Genomic DNA, 19,581 nt, shown 5'->3' with positions numbered 1-19,581 from the left:
ATTCTTCTCCCATAAGTCCTCTACGACCCATAAGACCTATTTGTCCCATTCTTGAATTATGCCAAACCTTCAATGAACTGTATTCCTCCAACGTTGCTCATCGCCGGGGCGGGAGCCTCCGGGATGCTGGCTGCCATTTCAGCCAGGCGAGCCGCTCGCGAGCTTGGCGTTGCCGACGAGCGGCTCCGCATCGTGTTGCTCGAACGCAACCCGAAGCCCGGCAACAAGATCGCGATTTCTGGCGGCGGGCACTGCAACCTCACGCACGAAGCGGACGTAAAAAACCTGCTCGAAAAAGGGTTCCTCCGAAAAAACGAGCAGCGGTTTCTGCGACACGCCATCCACCGGTTCAGCAATGCCGATCTGCTGGAGCTGTTCGGGCGCTACGGCCTCAAGACCGAGGCGCGAGCGGATGGGCGGGTGTTTCCGGTTTCCGGCAGGGCGGGCGAGGTGCTCGACCTCTTGCGGCGCATGGTCGAAGAGAGCGCCGTCACGCTCGTCACCAACGCGAGGGTGGAGCGGCTCGAATGCGGCGCATCGGGCTTCGTCGTCCAGGCGGGGGAGCGTCGCTTCGAGGCCGATGCGGTGATTCTCGCCACGGGTGGAGCGTCGTGGGGCTCCGCCGGAACGACGGGCGACGGCAATCGCCTCGCCGCTGCCGTGAGGCACTCGATCGCGCCGGTCATGCCCGCGCTCGCGCCGCTCTTTTTCATCGCGCAACCGAGGCCCGAACTCGTGGGCATCACGCTGCGCAACATTCTGCTCGTGGCGAGCGCGGATGGCGCGACCGACTCGCGCCGGGGCGATGTGCTCATCAGCCACCGGGGGATTTCGGGGCCGGCGTGCCTCTCGCTCTCCCGCTCGGTGGCCGGATTTCACGCTTCCGGCAAGGCTGTCGCGATTGCCGTCGATCTTTTTCCTGGTCACGAGGCGAGCAAGCTTTCGGCCTTCATCCTCGAAGAAGCGGCCCGCCACGGCCCGCGCCAGGTGCGCACTTTCCTCCAGCGCTGCCCGCTTGCGCCGGAGCGTTTCGATGCGCCTGACGCTTCATCCGCAGCGGAGACCATTCCCAACGCCTTTGCCGACGAGATTCTGCGGCAGGCGGGCATCGATCGCGAGGTGACGATGAGCGGCCTGACGAAAGCGCAACGGCTTGGCCTCGTCTCGGCGCTGAAGCGCCTCGCGCTCGGCGCGGTGAAGAAGGTGCCGCTCGACCGGGCGGAGGTGTCGGCGGGCGGCGTTGCGCTGGGGGAAATCGATCCCAAAACCATGCAGTCGAAAATCCATCCGCGTCTTTACTGCTGCGGCGAACTGCTCGATTACGCGGGCGAGGTCGGCGGCTTCAACCTGCAAGCGGCATTCTCCACCGGCTGGCTGGCCGGAACTCACGCCGCCCGCTCGCTCATCGAAAATCGCAACCCTCAGCCCGCGCAGGAGTAGGCCGGATCGCCAGCCTTGCGGTCGAACGCTCTGATCTCCACCTGGCACTGTTCCATGCTGAACGACTCCTGCCGGTCGTCGAAGATGATTCGACCCTTGCTGAAGCGCACCTTCAGCGGCACCACCACCTTGCGTTCATGGCCGCACGGGTTGTCCTTGAGCCACGGCGCGAACAGGTGCGGATTGCCGAGCTGGTCGATTACCGTGATCTCTTCCGACACCGTTTTGAGCGCCATCACGTCTCCCTCCGGGCTGAACTGCAATGAATTCAGGTCGCCGTGGATGCCCTGCGGGTCGTTGTCGTACGCCGTCAGCGCGCCAATCGGGGTTTCGACCTTGACCACGCCCGCCGGTTCAAGCGAGCGGATCGCGCCGTTTTCATAGAAGGCGATGCCGGTGCGAACCCGAATCTGCCCCGCCGGCGTCGAGAGGGTCAGGAACTCGCCGGGCCACAGGGTGAGGCTTTTGAGCGCGCCGCTTTCAAAAAATTGCAGGGCGATGAACTTCGCCCGCAGGCTGCCGAGCGGCGATTCGACCGTCAGCTCCTCGGCCAGCGCGAATTCGTTCTTTGCCGTCCAGAACCCGCTGAGCTTGCCGTCGAGCGGAAAGAGCCGCTTGAGCGCTCCCGATTCGTAAAAGGTGACCAGCTCGGCGGGAACGCCGCCGACCGGCGTACGGAGCAGCGTCTGCGTTTGCAGCGGCACCGATTTGATAGCGCCGCTTTTGTAAAAATAGAACGGCTTGAGGTGGCGGCGTCCCATGTCCTCTGCCTCGAACTGCGGAATCAGATCGCCGTAAGGGGTGCTGAGGATGTTCTCCTCCCGCACGAGGCAGCCGTCGGTTTTGCCGTTTGAATACAGTGTTCTGAACTCGACGCCGCGAAGCTCGCCATATATGGTTTTAAAGTCGGTCATAATTAGTCCTGTTTTGTGGAATAGTACTGCTGTCTCATGATTATACCATCAATAACCGTGCCAACTCAGGGTCGCTATCGTATCAAGGTATTCTGAAATAAACGTTTACCCCATGTTTTGCCGATAGCCTGATGATCCTGAAGTGACACGTATGGGTAAGAAAGGGTGTGAAAACTACATGAATGAAGGAAATTCGAGGATGCTTTTCATGCGTCGCAGGGTTTATTTCCGCTCCTGAGCGACGGGTTTGCGGAGGTACTTCATGTCGATCTTCAGGGTCAGCTCCTTGCTTTTGAGATCGAAGCGCGACTCGGAAAAAGAGGGTGGCCCCATTTTGATTTCCGGGTTGTTCGAGACGCCGAATCCCTCTTTCGGAATGCCGAGAAGTCCCTTGTCCATTTTGCCGTTGCCGTTCTCGTCGTGCAGTACGCTGACGGCGTAAATGCCATAGGGCACATTTTCGAAGATCGCCTTGCAACGCTTTCCGGCAGCAACGCTTCGTCCTTCGATAGCCAGCGAGCTTTTATCGGGGAATCCCTTTTTGGCGTTGAACAGCGCAACGCCCACAACGCCATTGGCGCTTCGCACGTTGTCTATCAGCACCTCGATTCTGCCAGCGGAGCCATTGTCCGCCAGCGTGATGGATGGCGTGGCAAAGAGCGAAAAAAGTAAAAAAGCCGGAACGGAATATCTCATAAGTCACTATCGGAAAGATTGAAATCGGAGTGGATCGTCCGGACATAACGCCCGGACTGGCTTCAGAGTTTTGCTTTTCATGGAAAGAGTCGTGCTGAAAAGAGCGTGGCGCGCAATTGCAGTGCAAGAATTTTCTTGTTTACCTTGAAAAGGTAAGGAAGTTTCTTGTCAACCATTCAGTCAAGGGGTAAAAGTCATGCCTGTCAATTCAACGCTCCAGCTTGCCGCCGATGCCATCGAGGACGCCCGGAAACGGCTTGAACGCGCCAGGGTCGATGCCGATGACGATTATGAAATCCGCCAGGCGCTCCGGCATCTCGAAGATGCTTCCGGTTATATCAGGAAAGCGTCGAAGGAACTCAAGGAGCAAGGCTGATTATCAGTGATCAGCCTTGCTTTTTTGAATGGGAAAAACGAGGTCAGAACTTGTACGCAATACCGAGAGAGATGATCGGGTAGTACTTGAGGTTCTCGATGTCATCCTTGAAGTCTGCGATTTCCTTGTCGAGGCTGTCTTGGAATGCCGGATTCGATGCGAGAGCACCGGTCGCATCAAGCGAGACTTTCGGTGTGCCCTGGAACATGACGCCGATGTCTAACGAGAGTGAAAGGGGACTGCCGCCGTCAACGGCGTTGCCCCAGCCGATGCCCAGATATGGCGCCGTTTTCCTGAAATCGATTTTTGCATCGAGAGTTCCGACACCGGCTACAGGGTAATCCGTTCCGCCAATATCAATCGTTGTGCCTGTCGGCTGGGCCGTGCCGGTAACTTCGTTGTGGTTCAGGAAAATACCTGATGTTACCCTGAAGCCGCCGCCGAAGGGATGCAGATCGACCAGCAACGGCATGGAGCGGAGTTTGAGCTTGTAATCGTAATCGATGTCGCTTTCCGTGGCGTTTCCGTCGTAGTCGAAGAAGTTGTAGCCCGTCCGGAAATTGAGATTGTCGATGAGGCCGATGGTGACTTCGCCACCGATACCGGCGGTACCGCCTTTGACGCCGAGCGCGATATCTCCGGTACCGGCAAATGCCGCTGCGGGAGCGCTCATGCCGATTGCCAGTAGTGCCGGCAGAAACATTTGTTTCAAGACTGTTGGTTTCATTGATAGTGGAGGTAAAAGGTTGATGAACCAGATCATGAGGTCGCGGTACTACATAGAAACGAATTTAACCATTAATTTGTAAGGATTCCAAAAGTAATTATTGATGTAATATTCCCCATTTTCCTTGTAGATAGCACTTGGTTCATTTGGCATCGTTGCATGGGATGGGTAGCCGGTGAATTTCGGGGGCGATAAAATTGGTGTTCTCGGCTGTACGGTTTATACTACGCCATTACTTATCCTTTCAGCTTTTTACCGGAGATGGAGTCCCAGGCCGGTTATCAACGAAAATATTCATATCCATGCAAAGCAGTACTCCGTTTGATTTTCAGACTGATGTCATAGAACTGAGTAAAACCATTCCGGTTCTCGTCGATTTTTGGGCTTCGTGGTGCGGCCCGTGCCGGATTCTCGCTCCAGTGCTTGAACGGCTTGCGGAGCGTTACGCTGGGAAATGGGCGCTCGTGAAGGTCAATACCGAAGAATTCCCCGAGATTTCGGCGCAATACGGCATCAGGGGCATTCCCAATGTGAAGCTGTTTTCGAACGGCGAGGTGATCGACGAGTTCACCGGAGCGCTTCCGGAGCATCAGATCGAGCAGTGGCTCTCGAAAGCGCTGCCAAGCCCGTGGGCCGAGGATGTAGAGCGCGCCGCCGCCGAGATCGCTGCGGGCAACGATTCTGCCGCGATCAGCCTGCTTGATGGTGTGCTGGCCGAGGAGCCGGAGAACCGGAAAGCCGCAGCCATGCTGGTGAGGCTGATTCTGTTTTCGCGTCCCGAAGAGGCGCTCCGGCTTGCCGAGCCGCTCGAAGCGGAGCCGGATTACGCCGACCTGAGCGAGGCGGCGCGAACTCTCGGCGCCCTGCTGCTTCGCCCAGCCTCGGTGCTTCCCGAAGGAGAAAGTCGCGAGGTATACGTCGCGGCGGTCGAAAGCCTGCGAAAGGGAGATCTCGACAGCGCGCTCGACCGATTCATCGCGGTTTTGCGTGATGATCGCTATTACGACGGCGACGGCTCGCGCAAGGCATGCATCGCCATTTTTCGCCTTCTCGGCGAAGAGCATGAGATCGCCATGAAATACCGCCGCGCCTTCGACCGGGCGTTTTGAAGAAATTATGAATGATGAATGATGAATGATGAAGGGCTGGCCCGGGGCGGCGGAAGCGTTTTTCTCTTTTCTCGTATAAGACCTATAAGACTTATAGGGTTCTGGCCCTCCGGGTCAACTGTTGATTTATTAAAAACCCGCTACCATGTTACAAAACAGCATCGTCATTGGCGTTGACCTCGACGGGGTTTGCGCCGATTTTTACGGACGCATGAGGCAGATTGCCGCTGAATGGTTCGAGCGGCCTGTCGATGAACTGCCCGAAGCGGTCTCCTGGGGACTTTCCGAGTGGGGGATCACCAACCAGAGCCAATACGACAGCCTGCACCGTTTTGCCGTGACGCAGCGGGAGCTTTTCAGCAGCATGGAGGTGATTCCGGGCGCACGGAAATATCTGCGCCTGCTCTCCGACGAGGGCTTCCGCATTCGCATCATCACCCATCGCCTTTTCATCCACTATTTCCATGCCGCCGCCGTTCAGCAGACGGTAAACTGGCTCGATAGTAACGGCATCCCCTACTGGGATTTGTGTTTCATGAAGGAGAAATCGCAGGTTGGCGCGGACATTTATATCGAGGACTCGCCGCCAAATGTAGAGCAGCTTCGAAGCAAGGGGCTTTTTACCATCTGTTTCGGAAACAGCACCAACCGCCATATCGAAGCCCCGAGAGCCAGCTCATGGCCGGATGTTTATGATATGGTGAGAGTGTTTGTGGCGTAAAAAAGTGGGGTGGGTACAAAGGGGTGGGTACAAAAAAAAGCAGCATGACGTACCCCTTTACATCATGCTGCACATGTAAACTATGTTAATCAACGGGCGTCGATTATATAGCCTACTCACTGTAAATATAGGTAAGAAAAGTTGATTTGCAATACTAAGCAATACTAAAATCAGTTTTTTTATGGATAGTCAATGCTTTTTTCAGCGATTGACGTATTTCTGGCTTTTTGTGGTGAGTTTGGCTGTGTTTTTATGATTTCTTTTCAGTAAAAAAACGAAATTATGCGCAGCGCAGTTTCTCCATTCATGATTCAGGCGTACAGCGTTTCCAGGGATCAGGTTTTCAACGGTCTCTTTTTCAGATGAGCTACAGGTTCGTCACGTAGAAACAGGCGAATTTGAGATAGCTCGTTTCGGGCATCGAGAGCAGCACCGGATGGTCTGGCGGCTGCGCTGCGCGGCTGATGAGGCGCAGATGCTTGCCCGCTTGCGTCGCGCCGAGCTGGACCGCCGCGAGGAAATCCTCTTCGGCAACGTGGTGCGAGCAGGAGGCGGTCGCCAGGAATCCCTCGTTTCTGACGAGCTGCGCGCCGAGCCGGTTGAGCTTCGTGTAGGCTTTCAGGGCCGTTGGCACGGTTTTGCGGCTTTTGGTGAAGCTTGGCGGATCAAGGATCACCAGGTCGAACGAGCGGTTTTCCTGCCTGAGCTGCCCGAGGGTTTGAAATGCATCGGCAGCGACGATCGAAAAATCTCCGAAGCCGTTCATCCGGGCATTCTGTTCGGCGCGTTGCAGCGCCTCCTGCGAAATATCGACCATGGTGGTCGATTTCGCTCCGGCGTGCATGGCGTTGAGCGCGAAGCCGCCGTCGTTGGTATAAACGTCGAGTACGTCAGCGCCTGCGGCGTATTTCCGGATATGCCGCCGGTTTTCTCGCTGGTCGAGGAAAAATCCGGTCTTCTGGCCTTCGAGAATGTTGACCCGGTAGCTGACGCCGCCATCCCGGATCAACTGCTGCATATCGTCACTCTCGCCGAGAACCGTTTCGCGGTAGAGCGGCAGCCCTTCGAGTTCCCTCAGCGGCGATTCGTTTCGCACCACGATCGCTTTCGGATCGAACAGCTCCCGGAGCAGTTCGCAGAACAGCGGCAGGTGAAGGTCAATACCGGCCGAAAACGATTGCAGCACAAAGGCGCGGTCGAAGCGGTCGATCACCAGGCCGGGCAGCCCGTCCGACTCGCCATGAACCAGCCGCCAGGCGTTGGTTTCGCTTTCAGGATAGATTTTTTCGCGAAGCTTCAGCGCTTCGAGCAGTTTGCTCCGGAAGAAATCGCGGTCGGGCTGCACCTCGTCACGGGTCAGCAGGCGGAAGGCGATCAGCGATTGCGGGTTGAAGAATCCCGCGCCGAGCAGGCGTCCATCGTTGGTAAAGAGCTGAACGGTTTCACCGGCGGCAATGTCACGCGGCACCTCGCGAAGCTCGTTGCTGAAAACCCACAGGTGGCCACCGAGCAGCCGACGGTGCTCTTTAGGTTTGAGGTAGAGTGCGTGCATGGATCGAAAACTCCCGGTTTCATGTTTTGACAGAGAAATGATTTGATTAAAATAACATTTCGGAGCTATCAACCTTGTCCGGGATTCAGTTTCGCCGGGAAAGGCGCTTCAGGGTCGTGTTGAACGGATTGTGAAGAGATAAGAGATATTATGACGAAAACAGGAGTGTCGATGAAAGCGGTAATGAAATGGGTGTGCCTGACCATATTTCTGGTCATGGCCGGATGCTCGCAAATGAGGACAGTCACCCGAGAGGCGGAGTTGCCCGCTGAACGGGTGAAGCTGACGCCTGAGTTGAAGGGGCTGTATGAAGAGGTGGCGTCGAACGCCAGTACGGTCAAGGCGCTGGATGGCTACGCGGATATCTACCTCGAAACGCCAAAGCGTCGGGCGAAGGCCTACTGCACGGTGCAGATACAGAAATCAAGGGATGCCCGCATGATCGTTACTGCCGGTATTCTCGGCTGGCCGGTGGCCGATCTCCTGATCCGGCCCGACTCGCTCTTCGTGAACGACATGCTCAACAACCGGATGCTCGTCGGGCGCAACAACGGCGAGAATCTCGCCAAGATCATCGGCGTCAACGCCGGGTTTGGCCGGATGACCGAAACGCTCTTCGGCATGGCCGACGTGGCCGAGCCGGTGAGCGACATCGCATCGGTCAGGCACGGCAACGGACGGGTCAGCTTCACCGTGAAGTCCGGTAATGGCACCAAAGAGCTGGTGGTCGATCCGCTGACGAGGGCGCTCGTCGGACTCGTCTATTTCGATCATTGGGGCCGCAAGAACGTCGAATTCCGGTTCGCGGGCTATCAGTCTCAGCCAGGCATGGATGGCGCATTGCTGCGTGTGCCGAGTGAGATTGACATGATTCTCTATCGCGCGGACGATCCTCAAGGATCGAGCAGCCTGAAGGTCGTTTACGATGAACGGGTCATCAATCCGCCGGACTTCACGATAAACTTCAAGCGCCCCGCCAAAACGAAAACCGTCAACCTCGACGAAGTGGAACGGCTGCCGTGGCTGTGAAGAGAATTATGAATTATGAATGCTGAATTATGAATTGAAGAGGGGGACGAATGTCGGAAAATCGTCTTTTTCCCATAAGTCCTATGAGACCTATACGACTTATTCTTTTTCCCACAAACGCGAAAAGCCCCGGAAACCGGAGCCTTTCTGCGAGAGTTTGTGCCTGTGCGGTTATTTTGCGGCGGCGTAGTTTTCGTTCACGAACTCCCAGTTGATCAGGTTTTCGATCACGGCGGCCACGTGGTCGGGGCGGCGGTTCTGGTAGTCGAGGTAGTAGGCGTGCTCCCAGACGTCGATGCACAGCAGCGGGGTCTGGCCGGAGGTCATCGGGTTCTGGGCATTGGCGGTTTTGGTCACCTTGAGTGTGCCGTTGTCGAGCACCAGCCAGGCCCAGCCGCTGCCGAACTGCGTTGCGGCGGCGTTCTTCAGCTCCTCCTTGAACTTTTCGACACTGCCGAAATCTTCGACGATCTTCGCGGCGATTTCGCCGGTCGGCTCGCCGCCGCCGTTCGGGGTGAGGCCGTTCCAGTAGAAGGTGTGATTCCAGGCCTGCGCGCCGTTGTTGAAGACGCCAACCTTCGAGGCGTCGGTGGCGGTCTGAACGATCACCTCTTCGAGGCTCATGGCGTCGAATGGCGTACCTTCGACAAGGCCGTTGTAGTTCTTGACGTAGGTTGCATGGTGCTTGCCGTAGTGAAATCCGATGGTATTGGCCGAAATGTGCGGTTCGAGCGCGTTGTCGGCGTACGGGAGTGCTGGTTGCTGATAGGACATGTGACTCTTGATTTTTATCGTTATGCAGGCTACGTTACGAAGTAACCCATTAACCCGGCCCCTGACCTTGTTAGTTTCAGCGGGCGGAAAAATATTTCGATACAGTTGAATCTCAATTTTACTTCGATACAGAAAGGTGTCGCGCTTCTGCGCCGCCTGTCGTTCATCGCGCTTTTCGGGCTTCTCGTGGCGGGCTGCGGCTCGCAAAACCGGGACAAGCTCAACGCGAACGACCTGCATTTCGCCGCGTTTTACGCCGATTATCTTGCCCGTTCAGGCGTGGCGAACGAAGAGGCGGCGCCTTCCTCTACAGCGTTGACTGCGGCGGGACTCGATACACTCTTCGCCCGGCACAAGCTCGACCAGAAAACCTTTGACGCCCGGCTCCAGGCCTATTCGCGCAATCCGGAGCTTTGGCGCAAGGTGCTGCAAGAGGTGCGCCGCAACCTCGACGAGCAAAAGCAGTAAACGATGGAGCGCTTGCCATTGCTGGTCGGAGTGACCGGCGGCATCGGGAGCGGCAAGAGCACGGTGTGCGCCATGCTCGCAGGAATGGGCTGCGAACTGTTCGAGGCCGATCGGATCGCCAAGGAGCTGCAACTCGAAGACCTCGAGGTGATCCGGGGTATCGAGGAGCTGTTTGGTAGCGCCGTCTATTCCCGCGATGGGTCGGGTAAGCTCCACATCGACCGCAAAGCCATCGCCTCGGTCGTCTTCTCTGATCCCGAAAGACTCGCCGCCCTCAATCGTCTCATCCATCCGAAAGTCCGGGAAGCCTTTGTGCGCGAGGTGAAGCGTTGCGCCCGCGAAGGGAAACGGATTCTCTGCAAGGAGGCGGCCATCCTGTTCGAGGTGGGTGCGGATCGCGACCTCGACCGGATTATCGTGGTGGCGGCCAACGACGGCCTGCGCCTCGACCGCGTCGTCGCTCGCGGCCTCGGCAGGGAGGAGGCGCGAAAGCGCATGGCTGCGCAGTGGCCGCAGGAGAGGCTCATCGAGCGGGCGCACTACGTGATCTTCAACGACGGTACGCTCGAAGAGCTGCGCTCGCAGGTGGAGCAGATTTACCGGAGCCTCGTGACGGTGGTGGAGTATCCCTAAGAAGAACAACAGGTTGCCATCGCCACCTCAGCAAAAGATTGTGCTCAAGCTCTCTGCTGTTATGTTGCACCTGCGCCCCCCCCGGCTTGAAAGCCGGGGCAATTGAACAGCAATGCAAGACTGAATGTCCGTCGGGTTAAAACCCTCCTGAATCAGCTATCAGGTTTATTCGACTCCCGCCCGTTCCGACTTGCCGGAATCATCGCAATGTATTTTGGTCGCCCTTCACCCCGCAATCGCTTCGGCCAGCAGTGGCAACGAAACGCGGTAGCGGTAGGAGGTGTCGGCGTGGGTGTCGGGGAACTCTTCGTAGCGGTGCGCGATGCAGAGTTCGGTGGCTCTCGCCGAAAAGCGGCGGTGGCCGAACTGGAGGTTGTACTCGTCCTGCGAGCCGCAGTCGAGGTAGAGCACGCGGAGCGAGCCGAGCGCCTCCTGGCATTGCGCCTCTTCGAGCATTGTCAGCGGGTCGAAGCGTTTCCATTGCTCCCAGACTTCCGGAACGAGCTGGCAGGTGCGCGGCTCGAAGGGAAGCCGCATGTTGCCGGGCGGCGGCATCGAGGCGTCTGGCGAGTAGCAGGCGGCCATCGCCATCAGGTCGAGCAGGGCGAACTCGCCACGCGGCTTTTTGTCGAGCGACTCCCAGCGGGTGAAAAAGGTTGCGACATTGCTGTCGTACTTTTCGAGAATCCGCGCCGCCACGGGAAAGTTCGGGCGGTAGCAGAGTTCGAAATCCATGTCGCCGCTGTGGCAGCCCACCGCCGCGAAGAGTTCCGGGTGGTTCATGCCGAGCCGGAGCGCACCGAATCCCCCCGACGATTTGCCGACGATAGCCCGATGCCGCGCCGCCGCAAGTGTGCGGAACTGCCGGTCGATGTGCGGAATCAGTTCGCCGGTCAGGTGGCTTTCGTACGGGCCGGTGGCGGCGGAATCGACGTACTGCGAGCCGCCGTAGCGGGTCATGCACTCCGGCATGACGACGATCGCTTCCGGCATTTCGCCCTTCCGGATCATCGAGTCAAGCATCTCCGGCAGGGTCGGGCGGCCAAAGCTGAAGTTCAGAAAGCTCATGCCGGTGGAGGCGAATCCTGCGAGCAGATAAATCACCGGGTAGCGCGTCGTTTCGCTCTCGCGGTACGATGGTGGCAGATAAACCGGCACGTGGCGCGTGGCGGGATCGCCGAGCGGGTTGCCTTTCAGCAGTGAACTTTCGACAACCTCGAACACCACGTTCGGGCGAGTGTCGCTCTCGCGGCTCATGCCGCCGACTCCTGCATCAATTTCTTGTTACGCTTTTTCTGTACGCCGGCTGAAATGTAGATGCTGATTTCGTACAGCAAAATCATCGGAATGGCGATGACCGCCTGAGTGACCATGTCGGTCGAAGGAGTGACGAGGGCGGCGATGACAATCAGCGTCACGACCGCATGACGCCGGTAGAAGCGCATGAAGGCTGGGGTCAGCAGGCCGATTTTCGACAGCACGTAAGAAACGAACGGCAGCTCGAAGACCAGACCGGTCGTCAAGAGGGTGCCCATGAAGAAGCTGATATAGTCCTGAACGGCGATGTTGTTGACGATGAGGTCGGAGCCGAATCCCGCGAAGAATTTCAGCGAAATCGGCAGGAACACGAAGTAGCCGAAAGCGATGCCGGAGAAGAAGCAGATCGAAATAAAGAAAATGATAAAACGGCTTGCCGCTTTTTCTGTTTCATGCAGGCCGGGTTCGACGAATTCCCATATCTGCCACACCAGAACGGGGAACGTGAGCACGAAGGCCGCAAAAACGATCACCTGGAGGTAGAGTGAAATCTGGCCGTAAGGCACCAGGTTCTGCAAATGAATGTTGGGGCCACTCTCCTTGAGTGGTTTGATAAGTATCTGGTTGACCAGAAAGTCGGAAAAGAATGCGGTGACGATGGCTGCCACCACAAATGCGATACCGGCCCGGATGAACCTCCAGCGCAGCTCTTCGAGATGGTCGAGAAAGCCCATGCCTTCAGGCTCGGCCTCCTGTTCCGGCTCGCTGGCCTTTGTTTCCGTGACGGGCGCGATGGTGCCAGCTATTTCGCTGGAACTCTTTTCCAGCGCCATGAACTCCTCGTCGGGAAAATCGAGGTTTTCCTCGCTTTTTTGTTCTTCTTGTCCTTCCTTTTCGGGCAGCGCCGGAGGAGCCGTTTCACTATTGTTTCCGGAGTCCGCAGAGGCCCCGTTGCCGTCTGGTGGCGGTATGGTTGGTTCGTTGTCGTTGCTCATGTCGCGAAGTACGGAGCCGGGTCGCCTTGAGAGACCCGTCCAGAGTTTCGGAAAAATTCGGTAGGATGACGGGCAATGCCTGGCGGCGGACGCCCGGAGAGCCTTTGATCCGCTTCATAGTAACAAAGATCGTTCTTGTGCGCAAATGGTTTTTTAGACGCCAGGCTCCGCCGCAAAGAGCTGTAAAGAGGGGTCTCGGGATGGTGATTTGCTCAATCATGGAAATATCGATAACTTCTCACGGTTTTGAACGTAAGCGCAATCGCGCCGGGCAATCGACGGTGCACACACAAGCATAGAGGATCAGGTGGATATCAATCTGGTGACCTCTTCCGTCACGGAAGAGCTGAAACAGTTCCAGGAGCGCTACAAAACGGTGCTTCATTCGAGCAACAGTCTGGTTGACAAGGTCACGCGCTACGTGCTCCGGCAGCAGGGCAAGCAGATTCGTCCGACGCTGGTGATCCTTGCCGCCAAGGCGTGCGGCGGCGTTCACGACGTCACCTATCGCGGGGCGATCATGGTGGAGCTGTTGCACTCGGCCACGCTGATCCACGACGACGTGGTGGACGGCGCCGAGATGCGCCGTGGCATTCCGTCGATCAACGCATTGTGGAAAAACAAGATATCGGTGCTGATCGGCGACTATCTGCTCTCCAAGGGCCTGCTCTACTCGCTCGAAAACAAGGATTACCGCTCGCTGCACCTGGTCTCCGAGGCGGTTCGGCGCATGAGCGAGGGGGAGATTCTCCAGATTCAGAAGACCCGCAGCCTCGACATCACCGAGGAGGATTACCTGAGCGTGATCGCCGACAAGACCGGCTCGCTCATCGCCACCTCGTGCGCCATCGGCGCGGCCACCGCCACCGACTCCGAAGCCGAGATCGCCAGCCTGAAGAGCTATGGCGAATTTCTCGGTCTCGCCTTTCAGATCAGGGACGACCTGCTTGACTACACCGGAGACTCCAAAAAAACCGGCAAGCAGCTCGGCATCGACATCAAGGATCGCAAGATCACCCTGCCGCTCATCCACGCCCTTCGTCAATCGGACAAGTCGGAGCAGAACAGGATCAAGACCATCCTGAAAAGCTCCCGCAAACGCTCGGTCAGAACCGCCGAAGTGATCGATTTCGTCACACGCAAAGGCGGACTCGAATACTCGGCCACCGTGGCCGAAGGCTTTGCCGACAAGGCGCTCTCTTCGATCGCCCGGTTTCCCGAAAGCGAAGCCAAACGCTCCCTTCAGCTTCTCGTCGATTTCGTCATGAAGCGTCAGCATTGAATCACCCAGCGCAAACCCAGCATTTTCAGACCTTTCAGTCAAGATGAAAAAAGTATTGCTACTCCTGCTCTTGTTCATAGCCGCCATCGTTGCCGTTGACCGATTTCTGTTGCCGCTTTATACCGAAAGCGGCGCGCAGACTACCGTGCCGGATGTCAGGAACATGAGCTATGATATGGCAGCCAGAGAGTTGCGCCAGGCGGGTCTGAATGCGATGAAGAGTTACAATGTGCGCTATCTGCCCGATGTTCCGCCAGACCGGGTTATCGATCAGGTGCCCGAGGCAGGCGCGATAGTCAAGCCGGGGCGCAGCATCGCCCTGGTGCTTAACCGGCTCGACAAGCCGAGCTACCCCATGCCCGATCTCGTTGGCCGAACCGAAGCCGAGGCGCTGCGGGAACTCGAACGGCTCGGCATGGTGGTCGCCGAAGTGCAGACGCAGGCGGTCTCCGATTCCGATCAGGATGGGCGGGTGCTTAGTCAGTCCGTGCCGCCCGCCGTGGTGCTCAAGTCCGGCAGCGCGGTGTCGTTCATCACCGGCAAGCTCGAACAGGAGCCTCTGGGCATGAGGCGCGTCATTGTGCCCGACGTGCTTGGCATGTCGGTCGATCAGGCAAGAGGCATGATCGTCAGAAACGGCCTCGCGGTCGGGAAAATCAGTTATGAATACTCCGACCTTCTGGTGCCCGACACGGTTATCTCCCAGAACCCATCGGCAAACGCGATGGTGCAGTTCGGCCAGCCGGTCGATATAACGGTCGCCGCCGGTTCCAACTGACCGCCGGGGGCCGCATTTGAAGGCATTCCGGCGGCTTTTTCCTCGCGGGATCATGCGCTCCCGCGAGCTTGCCAAGCCACACCTCCCTTCGTTTCATCCCGCGACTCTCGCGGTTTTCCGCATTCAGTTTCTTACCATTAAACGAGGAGCGATGCATGATGAATGAAATTCCGGATTGACGCCGGTTTGGCGTGAAATGATCGGGGGCGGGGCGGTCGAATTGTGAATTATGAATTATGAGTGATGAATGGTGATTATGAGTGATGCGTGATGAAAATGGTGAATGACGAATTATGAATGGTGATGAGTGACTATCTTTTTTTGCTGCTTGGCATTGTGTTTGCCGCGCTTGGCGGCGAGCTGTTCGTCAGAGGCTCGGCGGGCGTCGCCTCGGTGCTGCGCGTCGCGCCGTCGATCATCGGGGTGACGGTTGCCGCGTTCGCGACATCGAGTCCCGAACTTTCCGTGGCGATCAACTCCGGCCTGGCCGGAAAATCCCAGCTCTCCCTCGGCGACGCGCTTGGTAGCAACATCGTCAACATCTCGCTTGTCCTCGGCATCACGCTGCTCATCTCCGGCATTCCGGTCAGCGCCGAGGTGCTGAAACGGGATATTCCGGTCGCCATTCTCGCGCCGCTCCTGACCGGGATACTTCTGATCGACGGCATGATCGACCGCCTCGAAGGGTTGTTCATGTTCGCGATTTTCGCGGCATGGATGGCCACGACGGTCACGCAGGCCCTGAAAAACCGTATGCCATCGAATGGCGGGGTGCCGACGACGGATCGCGTCATACCCTGGGTTCAGGTTGTCGCCGGGTTGCTTCTGCTGGTTGCCGCCGGACGGCTGATCGTCCTTTCCACAACCGGCATCGCGCGGGATTTCGGCATCGACGATTTTATCATTGGCGCGACGCTCGTGGCGTTCGGCACCTCGGTGCCCGAGCTGGCCTCGACGGTGCTTGCCAAAATCAAGGGTCACGAAGAAATCGGCGTCGGCACGGTGCTGGGCAGCAACATCTTCAACAGCCTTTTCATCGTCGCCGTGGCGGCCATCATCCGCCCCATCCGCGCGCCGCTCACGGAGGTATTTCCCGCGATCCTTTTCGGCATCCTGTCGCTCCTCATTGCCCTTCCCCGGCGCGGCACCGGCTGGGTGCGCCGCCGCCAGGGAGTGGTGCTGGTGCTCATGTACTCGGTCTATGTGATGACGCTCTTCTTTTTCAGCCGGTGAATGGGATTGCTCGCCGACCAGTTGCGCTGGCTCGAAGAAGCCGGGTTCAGCGACGTGCGCTGCGCGTACGCGAGGTACCGGTTTGTGGTGTATGGGGGGAGAAAGATGGATTGACTTCATGTGAAAGAGGCTCTTCGCAGAATATCGTGCGTAAGGGCGAGAGCCCGTTACGTCATGATCCGGGAACTCTCGAAACAGCGAAACCCTCTTGCGGCTCCCTTGACGATCTGAATTTTGCTGTTCAAGTCTTCGGAAACCGCGTTGGTGATTGCGTGTTTGAACCAGGTCAGCACGTTGACGAAATACCGCCGGAGTCGCTCTTTGACCTTCGTCAACGGAGTCAACTGTACTCGAAAAAAAAGCTCCCGGCATCGGCGCAACCAAGCTGCCAGAAGACCCGGAACATATTTTTCAATGCCCAGGCCTGTCCGGTTTTAAGCTCACCGGCCATCAGCTCGCTCAATTCGACCTGTTGCTTTTCGATTAATGTTTTCGACAGTCCAGTTTGAGGGAAGCCCCAGAAGTTGGTGGTACTGGTGTGTCAGGTTCTGCATGGGCGGATAAAGCGGGTATCCTGGATGAGAAAATCACGATTACGCTACCCATTACATCGCCATCTTCCCACGATACTCTGCGAAGAGCCTGATTTTTCGAATCGTGGCGACCCGTTTCCTGACTGTTCTGCATGGTATTTCGGATGAAGCAAGGCGGTGTCGAGGCCAGATTGCCTGAGCCGAAGAACCTCAGTGGCGATCCATCAGAGGCTCAAACTGTATTTTCCCTTGGCGGAGGGTTTTTTCGTTATATTTGAAAAAATTACGAAACGCCTGACGCGAGCGGATATGAATGACAAATGGAGGTGCTGAGCGTTGAGATCGGATGAAAAGTCGGGCAGATGTGGTGGACAATGTAGGATTCGAACCTACGACCTCTCGCGTGTGAAGCGAACGCTCTAACCAACTGAGCTAATTGTCCTCAAAAATGGAGAGGTAATGTAGGATATGCCAGCCATATTTGCAAAGGGTTGCTTGATTTTTTGAGGTGACCCACGCCGGTTTTTCCCGGATCGGGAAGCGGCAGGCAGGTTCAGGAGTGCATGGCGAAAATTTCACTATTCAACATCAATAACAAAATCATTCAGATATGGAACAGGAACCAATTCAGGGTAATGTGCTCAAGACCGCCGCGACGGTCGCGGGGGCCGGGGCGTTGTTGTCGCCGGTGGGTCTGCCGATTTTGCAGGGGCTTGCGGGGATCGCCTTCGTTGGCGTTGGCCTGTTTGCCGCCGGAACGGCAGCGATGAAGGTCGGCGAGATGATCTCAGGCGGGATCGGTCAATCCAAGCCGCCACGGGAAGAGGATTCGCCTTTCCTCTGATTTTCCGCGCGGGCGATTCTATTTGAGGCTGCCCAGCGCGGCGTCAAGTGATTCCTGATCACGGATGGCGGGCTGGCAGCTTCCACCGGCGCAGAGATATGCCGCCGGTTCTTCTTTGTGCATTCTTCCGATTGCTGCGGCTTCAGGCAGCAGCTCTTCACACGTTTCATCAGCATAGATCACCGTCAGTTCCGGCCTGTTGTGGCGGAACGCCGTTGCGACGAGCTTCGCCAACGCCGGGTCGCCGCGCTTGCCCGCGAAGATGATCTGCGCGGGTGGAGCGCTGGCGATTTGCCTGGCGACGAGCAGCAGCGGGAGCGCTGACGGGTTCGCGTCGAGCGCGTGGCTGAAGTGGCGTATGGTGCGCTGGGCGACCGTCCGCCACTCCTCCCGCCCGGTGATGGCGGCGAGCCGCAGGTAGTTGAGTGCGCTGACCGAATTTGCCGACGGCTCGGCGCTGTCATTGTCCTCGATCATGCGCAATGGCACACTGTGGTCGTCAGCCGCCGTGCTGTAAAAAACGCCCGCTTCCTCGTCGAAAAACCGCTCGATCTGCGTTTCGGCCAGCCGGATGGCGGTGCGGAGCCATTCGGCCTCGAACGACGCTGAGTAGAGGTCGAGCAGCCCAAGAATCAGGCAGGCGTAATCGGCGGCCTTGCCCTTGATGGCGGCTTCTCCGTCGCGGTACCGGCGGAGCAGATGGCCGGATTCGGAGTCGTAGAGCGTGTCGAGAATGAATCGCGCCGCGCGTTTGGCGGCTTCGAGCAGTTTTTGGTCGCCGAGAAGGAGCGAACCTTTGGCCAGCGCGGAGATCATGAGGCCGTTCCATGAGGTCAGAATTTTGTCGTCGAGGCCCGGCCTTGGTCGTTTTTCCCTCGCTTCAAACAGCTTCTTTCGGGCGTTGTCGAGTCGTTGCCTGATCGTCTCAACCGGAATCCCGAATGCTTCGGCAAGCTCGTCGTCCGGCGCGGCGCGGAAGAGGATGTTTTTGCCGGTGAATTCGCCGTGCGGATCGGCTGGCGCGTTGCCTTCGCGCCGGATTCCGCAGGCCGCGCCGAAGAGCGCCGTCTCTTCGTCGTCGAGCAATCCGGCGATCTCCCGTTCCGTCCAGAGATAAAATGCCCCCTCCCGCTTTTCGCCAGTTCCGGCGGGATCGAGGCTGTCGGCATCCTCCGCCGACCAGAACGCCCCTTCGGGCGAGGTCATGTCGCAGAGTACGTAGTTGAAGATGTCGCGGGCGGTGTCGGCAAACAGCTCTTCGCCGCTTGCCTGGTACGCTTGGAGGTACGAGGCGGCGAGCTGGGCGTTGTCGTAGAGCATCTTTTCGAAATGGGGTACGCGCCAGAAGCGGTCGGTCGAGTAGCGAGCGAAACCGCCGCTGCCGAGTCCCGCGATGCCGAGCTGGTCGTGGATGCCGCCCGCCGCCATTTTGCGGAGCGTGAAGAGCGCCATGTCGAGCGCGTGGCGGTTGCCGGTTGCGGCGGCGTGGCTGAAGAGAAAGGAGAGCACCGCCGGGCGTGGGAATTTCGGCGCTCCGCCGAAGCCGCCCCACTCGGCGTCGAAGCCTCGTTCCAGCGCCGCGAGGCAGGCGTTCGCGTGGCGGTCTGTCACCTCTCCAGCAGCCGTTTCTGGACGGGCGAACCCGGCGAGCTGATCCATGATTGATCCGGCGGAGGCGAGCAGTCGCGGGCGGTCGCGCTCCCACAGATCGGCGAGATGTTCGAGCACCGAGCGGAACGACGGCACTCCCCAGCGCTCCGTGTCGGGGAAGTAGCTGCCGCCAAAAAAGGGTTTGAGGTCGGGCGTCATCCACACCGACATCGGCCAGCCGCCCCTGCCAGTGGTCGCCTGCACGAAGAGCATGTAGAGATGATCGACGTCGGGATGCTCCTCGCGGTCGAGCTTGACCGGCACGAAATGGCGGTTGAGGAACGCGGCGGTCTCGGCGTCCTCGAACGACTCGTGCTCCATCACATGGCACCAGTGGCAGGTGGAGTAGCCCGACGAGAGAAAGATGGGGCGTCCGGTTTCCCGCGCTTTCCGGAACGCCTCCTCGCCCCACGGATGCCAATCGACGGGGTTCCAAGCGTGCTGCAAAAGGTAGGGGCTTTTCTCGTGGATGAGCATGTTGGGTTGTTTTTCCATGACCGGCGGATTTGGTTGCGTTCGTTGTTTGAATAACCCGCGTCGTCCCGCTGAGCGTTCACGAGCCGGAAACAA

The 19,581-nt window shown here is 58.0% G+C and carries 19 protein-coding genes, 1 tRNA gene and 1 pseudogene; 11 read left to right on the top strand and 10 right to left on the bottom strand.

The window, feature by feature from the left end; translation table 11 throughout:
- Nucleotides 1-72: 72 nt before the first annotated feature.
- Nucleotides 73-1,440, top strand: a complete 1,368-nt coding sequence (locus FGF66_RS00865) for a BaiN/RdsA family NAD(P)/FAD-dependent oxidoreductase (protein ID WP_170181127.1) — start codon at nt 73-75, stop codon at nt 1,438-1,440.
- On the opposite strand, the gene FGF66_RS00860 is transcribed toward FGF66_RS00865, so the two are convergent.
- Nucleotides 1,422-2,354 carry a hypothetical protein gene (locus FGF66_RS00860; protein WP_139455809.1) on the bottom strand — a complete coding sequence of 311 codons (933 nt, stop codon included), beginning with the start codon at nt 2,352-2,354 and terminating at the stop codon, nt 1,422-1,424. The two genes, FGF66_RS00865 and FGF66_RS00860, sit on opposite strands and share 19 nt — an antisense overlap.
- A 222-nt stretch (nt 2,355-2,576) precedes the next feature.
- Nucleotides 2,577-3,050, bottom strand: a complete 474-nt coding sequence (locus FGF66_RS00855; RefSeq protein ID WP_139455808.1) for a DUF2141 domain-containing protein — start codon at nt 3,048-3,050, stop codon at nt 2,577-2,579.
- A gap of 196 nt (nt 3,051-3,246) precedes the next feature.
- Here FGF66_RS00855 and FGF66_RS00850 point away from each other — a divergent pair, with 196 nt between their 5' ends.
- On the top strand, nt 3,247-3,426 hold the full coding sequence (locus FGF66_RS00850) for a hypothetical protein (protein WP_069809712.1): 180 nt from the start codon (nt 3,247-3,249) through the stop codon (nt 3,424-3,426).
- Nucleotides 3,427-3,469: 43 nt separating this feature from the next.
- Here FGF66_RS00850 and FGF66_RS00845 read toward each other — a convergent pair whose 3' ends face one another.
- Nucleotides 3,470-4,138: a hypothetical protein gene (locus FGF66_RS00845; protein WP_170181126.1), complete on the bottom strand. Its 669-nt coding sequence runs from the start codon at nt 4,136-4,138 to the stop codon at nt 3,470-3,472.
- A 317-nt stretch (nt 4,139-4,455) separates the two neighbouring features.
- Between FGF66_RS00845 and trxA the strand changes: the two genes are divergently transcribed.
- Nucleotides 4,456-5,262, top strand: a complete 807-nt coding sequence (gene trxA / locus FGF66_RS00840) for a thioredoxin (protein WP_139455806.1) — start codon at nt 4,456-4,458, stop codon at nt 5,260-5,262.
- Between the two features lie 145 nt (nt 5,263-5,407).
- Nucleotides 5,408-5,983 carry a 5' nucleotidase, NT5C type gene (locus FGF66_RS00835; protein WP_139455805.1) on the top strand — a complete coding sequence of 192 codons (576 nt, stop codon included), beginning with the start codon at nt 5,408-5,410 and terminating at the stop codon, nt 5,981-5,983.
- A 367-nt stretch (nt 5,984-6,350) separates the two neighbouring features.
- On the opposite strand, the gene FGF66_RS00830 is transcribed toward FGF66_RS00835, so the two are convergent.
- Nucleotides 6,351-7,535: a class I SAM-dependent rRNA methyltransferase gene (locus FGF66_RS00830; RefSeq protein ID WP_139455804.1), complete on the bottom strand. Its 1,185-nt coding sequence runs from the start codon at nt 7,533-7,535 to the stop codon at nt 6,351-6,353.
- 171 nt (nt 7,536-7,706) lie between these two features.
- On the opposite strand from FGF66_RS00830, the gene FGF66_RS00825 reads away from it, so the two are divergent.
- Nucleotides 7,707-8,564, top strand: coding sequence for a DUF4292 domain-containing protein (locus FGF66_RS00825; protein WP_246046444.1), 858 nt, complete (start codon nt 7,707-7,709; stop codon nt 8,562-8,564).
- 171 nt (nt 8,565-8,735) lie between these two features.
- Here the strand turns inward: FGF66_RS00825 and FGF66_RS00820 are convergent, their stop codons facing one another.
- Nucleotides 8,736-9,338 (bottom strand): superoxide dismutase, encoded by a 603-nt coding sequence (locus FGF66_RS00820; RefSeq protein ID WP_139455802.1) that lies wholly within the window; start codon nt 9,336-9,338, stop codon nt 8,736-8,738.
- A 105-nt stretch (nt 9,339-9,443) separates the two neighbouring features.
- On the opposite strand from FGF66_RS00820, the gene FGF66_RS00815 reads away from it, so the two are divergent.
- Entirely contained in the window at nt 9,444-9,806 is a 363-nt protein-coding gene (locus FGF66_RS00815; protein ID WP_246046442.1) for a DUF4296 domain-containing protein, read from the top strand.
- Nucleotides 9,807-9,809: 3 nt separating this feature from the next.
- A complete protein-coding gene (gene coaE / locus FGF66_RS00810; RefSeq protein WP_139455800.1) occupies nt 9,810-10,439 on the top strand; it encodes a dephospho-CoA kinase in 630 nt (209 codons plus the stop codon).
- 225 nt (nt 10,440-10,664) lie between these two features.
- On the opposite strand, the gene FGF66_RS00805 is transcribed toward coaE, so the two are convergent.
- Both FGF66_RS00805 and tatC read right to left on the bottom strand, forming a co-directional pair.
- Nucleotides 10,665-11,696, bottom strand: coding sequence for an alpha/beta hydrolase-fold protein (locus tag FGF66_RS00805; protein WP_139455799.1), 1,032 nt, complete (start codon nt 11,694-11,696; stop codon nt 10,665-10,667).
- Entirely contained in the window at nt 11,693-12,691 is a 999-nt protein-coding gene (gene tatC / locus FGF66_RS00800) for a twin-arginine translocase subunit TatC (RefSeq protein WP_246046441.1), read from the bottom strand. The genes FGF66_RS00805 and tatC overlap by 4 nt, the downstream gene beginning before the upstream one ends.
- Nucleotides 12,692-12,998: 307 nt before the next feature.
- On the opposite strand from tatC, the gene FGF66_RS00795 reads away from it, so the two are divergent.
- From FGF66_RS00795 to FGF66_RS00785, 3 genes are all read left to right on the top strand, one after another.
- On the top strand, nt 12,999-13,973 hold the full coding sequence (locus FGF66_RS00795; protein ID WP_139455798.1) for a polyprenyl synthetase family protein: 975 nt from the start codon (nt 12,999-13,001) through the stop codon (nt 13,971-13,973).
- 43 nt (nt 13,974-14,016) lie between these two features.
- Nucleotides 14,017-14,751 carry a PASTA domain-containing protein gene (locus FGF66_RS00790; protein WP_139455797.1) on the top strand — a complete coding sequence of 245 codons (735 nt, stop codon included), beginning with the start codon at nt 14,017-14,019 and terminating at the stop codon, nt 14,749-14,751.
- Nucleotides 14,752-15,054: 303 nt separating this feature from the next.
- On the top strand, nt 15,055-15,984 hold the full coding sequence (locus FGF66_RS00785) for a sodium:calcium antiporter (protein WP_139455796.1): 930 nt from the start codon (nt 15,055-15,057) through the stop codon (nt 15,982-15,984).
- Between the two features lie 167 nt (nt 15,985-16,151).
- Here the strand turns inward: FGF66_RS00785 and FGF66_RS13170 are convergent.
- Both FGF66_RS13170 and FGF66_RS00770 read right to left on the bottom strand, forming a co-directional pair.
- Nucleotides 16,152-16,465: pseudogene (locus FGF66_RS13170) on the bottom strand (transposase); the annotation flags it as partial.
- Between the two features lie 417 nt (nt 16,466-16,882).
- Nucleotides 16,883-16,959, bottom strand: a tRNA-Val gene (locus tag FGF66_RS00770).
- A gap of 168 nt (nt 16,960-17,127) precedes the next feature.
- Here FGF66_RS00770 and FGF66_RS00765 point away from each other — a divergent pair.
- Nucleotides 17,128-17,361 (top strand): hypothetical protein, encoded by a 234-nt coding sequence (locus FGF66_RS00765; protein WP_139455795.1) that lies wholly within the window; start codon nt 17,128-17,130, stop codon nt 17,359-17,361.
- Between the two features lie 18 nt (nt 17,362-17,379).
- Here the strand turns inward: FGF66_RS00765 and FGF66_RS00760 are convergent, their stop codons facing one another.
- Nucleotides 17,380-19,506: a thioredoxin domain-containing protein gene (locus tag FGF66_RS00760; protein ID WP_139455794.1), complete on the bottom strand. Its 2,127-nt coding sequence runs from the start codon at nt 19,504-19,506 to the stop codon at nt 17,380-17,382.
- Nucleotides 19,507-19,581: the final 75 nt, after the last annotated feature.

Source organism: Chlorobaculum thiosulfatiphilum (assembly GCF_006265165.1).
GTDB classification, from domain to species: domain Bacteria; phylum Bacteroidota; class Chlorobiia; order Chlorobiales; family Chlorobiaceae; genus Chlorobaculum; species Chlorobaculum thiosulfatiphilum.
This window is presented reverse-complemented; position numbering and strand designations above follow the sequence as displayed.

Excerpts from the sequence above, each read along its gene's own strand:
- FGF66_RS00860 (WP_139455809.1), bottom strand. The coding sequence starts at position 2,354 with ATGACCGACTTTAAAACCATATATGGCGAGCTTCGCGGCGTCGAGTTC.
- FGF66_RS00835 (WP_139455805.1), top strand. The coding sequence starts at position 5,408 with ATGTTACAAAACAGCATCGTCATTGGCGTTGACCTCGACGGGGTTTGC.
- FGF66_RS00825 (WP_246046444.1), top strand. The coding sequence starts at position 7,707 with ATGAAAGCGGTAATGAAATGGGTGTGCCTGACCATATTTCTGGTCATG.
- trxA (WP_139455806.1), top strand. The coding sequence starts at position 4,456 with ATGCAAAGCAGTACTCCGTTTGATTTTCAGACTGATGTCATAGAACTG.
- coaE (WP_139455800.1), top strand. The coding sequence starts at position 9,810 with ATGGAGCGCTTGCCATTGCTGGTCGGAGTGACCGGCGGCATCGGGAGC.
- FGF66_RS00805 (WP_139455799.1), bottom strand. The coding sequence starts at position 11,696 with ATGAGCCGCGAGAGCGACACTCGCCCGAACGTGGTGTTCGAGGTTGTC.
- FGF66_RS00790 (WP_139455797.1), top strand. The coding sequence starts at position 14,017 with ATGAAAAAAGTATTGCTACTCCTGCTCTTGTTCATAGCCGCCATCGTT.
- FGF66_RS00865 (WP_170181127.1), top strand. The coding sequence starts at position 73 with ATGAACTGTATTCCTCCAACGTTGCTCATCGCCGGGGCGGGAGCCTCC.
- FGF66_RS00765 (WP_139455795.1), top strand. The coding sequence starts at position 17,128 with ATGGAACAGGAACCAATTCAGGGTAATGTGCTCAAGACCGCCGCGACG.
- FGF66_RS00785 (WP_139455796.1), top strand. The coding sequence starts at position 15,055 with ATGAGTGACTATCTTTTTTTGCTGCTTGGCATTGTGTTTGCCGCGCTT.
- FGF66_RS00850 (WP_069809712.1), top strand. The coding sequence starts at position 3,247 with ATGCCTGTCAATTCAACGCTCCAGCTTGCCGCCGATGCCATCGAGGAC.
- FGF66_RS00830 (WP_139455804.1), bottom strand. The coding sequence starts at position 7,535 with ATGCACGCACTCTACCTCAAACCTAAAGAGCACCGTCGGCTGCTCGGT.
- FGF66_RS00820 (WP_139455802.1), bottom strand. The coding sequence starts at position 9,338 with ATGTCCTATCAGCAACCAGCACTCCCGTACGCCGACAACGCGCTCGAA.
- tatC (WP_246046441.1), bottom strand. The coding sequence starts at position 12,691 with ATGAGCAACGACAACGAACCAACCATACCGCCACCAGACGGCAACGGG.
- FGF66_RS00855 (WP_139455808.1), bottom strand. The coding sequence starts at position 3,050 with ATGAGATATTCCGTTCCGGCTTTTTTACTTTTTTCGCTCTTTGCCACG.
- FGF66_RS00760 (WP_139455794.1), bottom strand. The coding sequence starts at position 19,506 with ATGGAAAAACAACCCAACATGCTCATCCACGAGAAAAGCCCCTACCTT.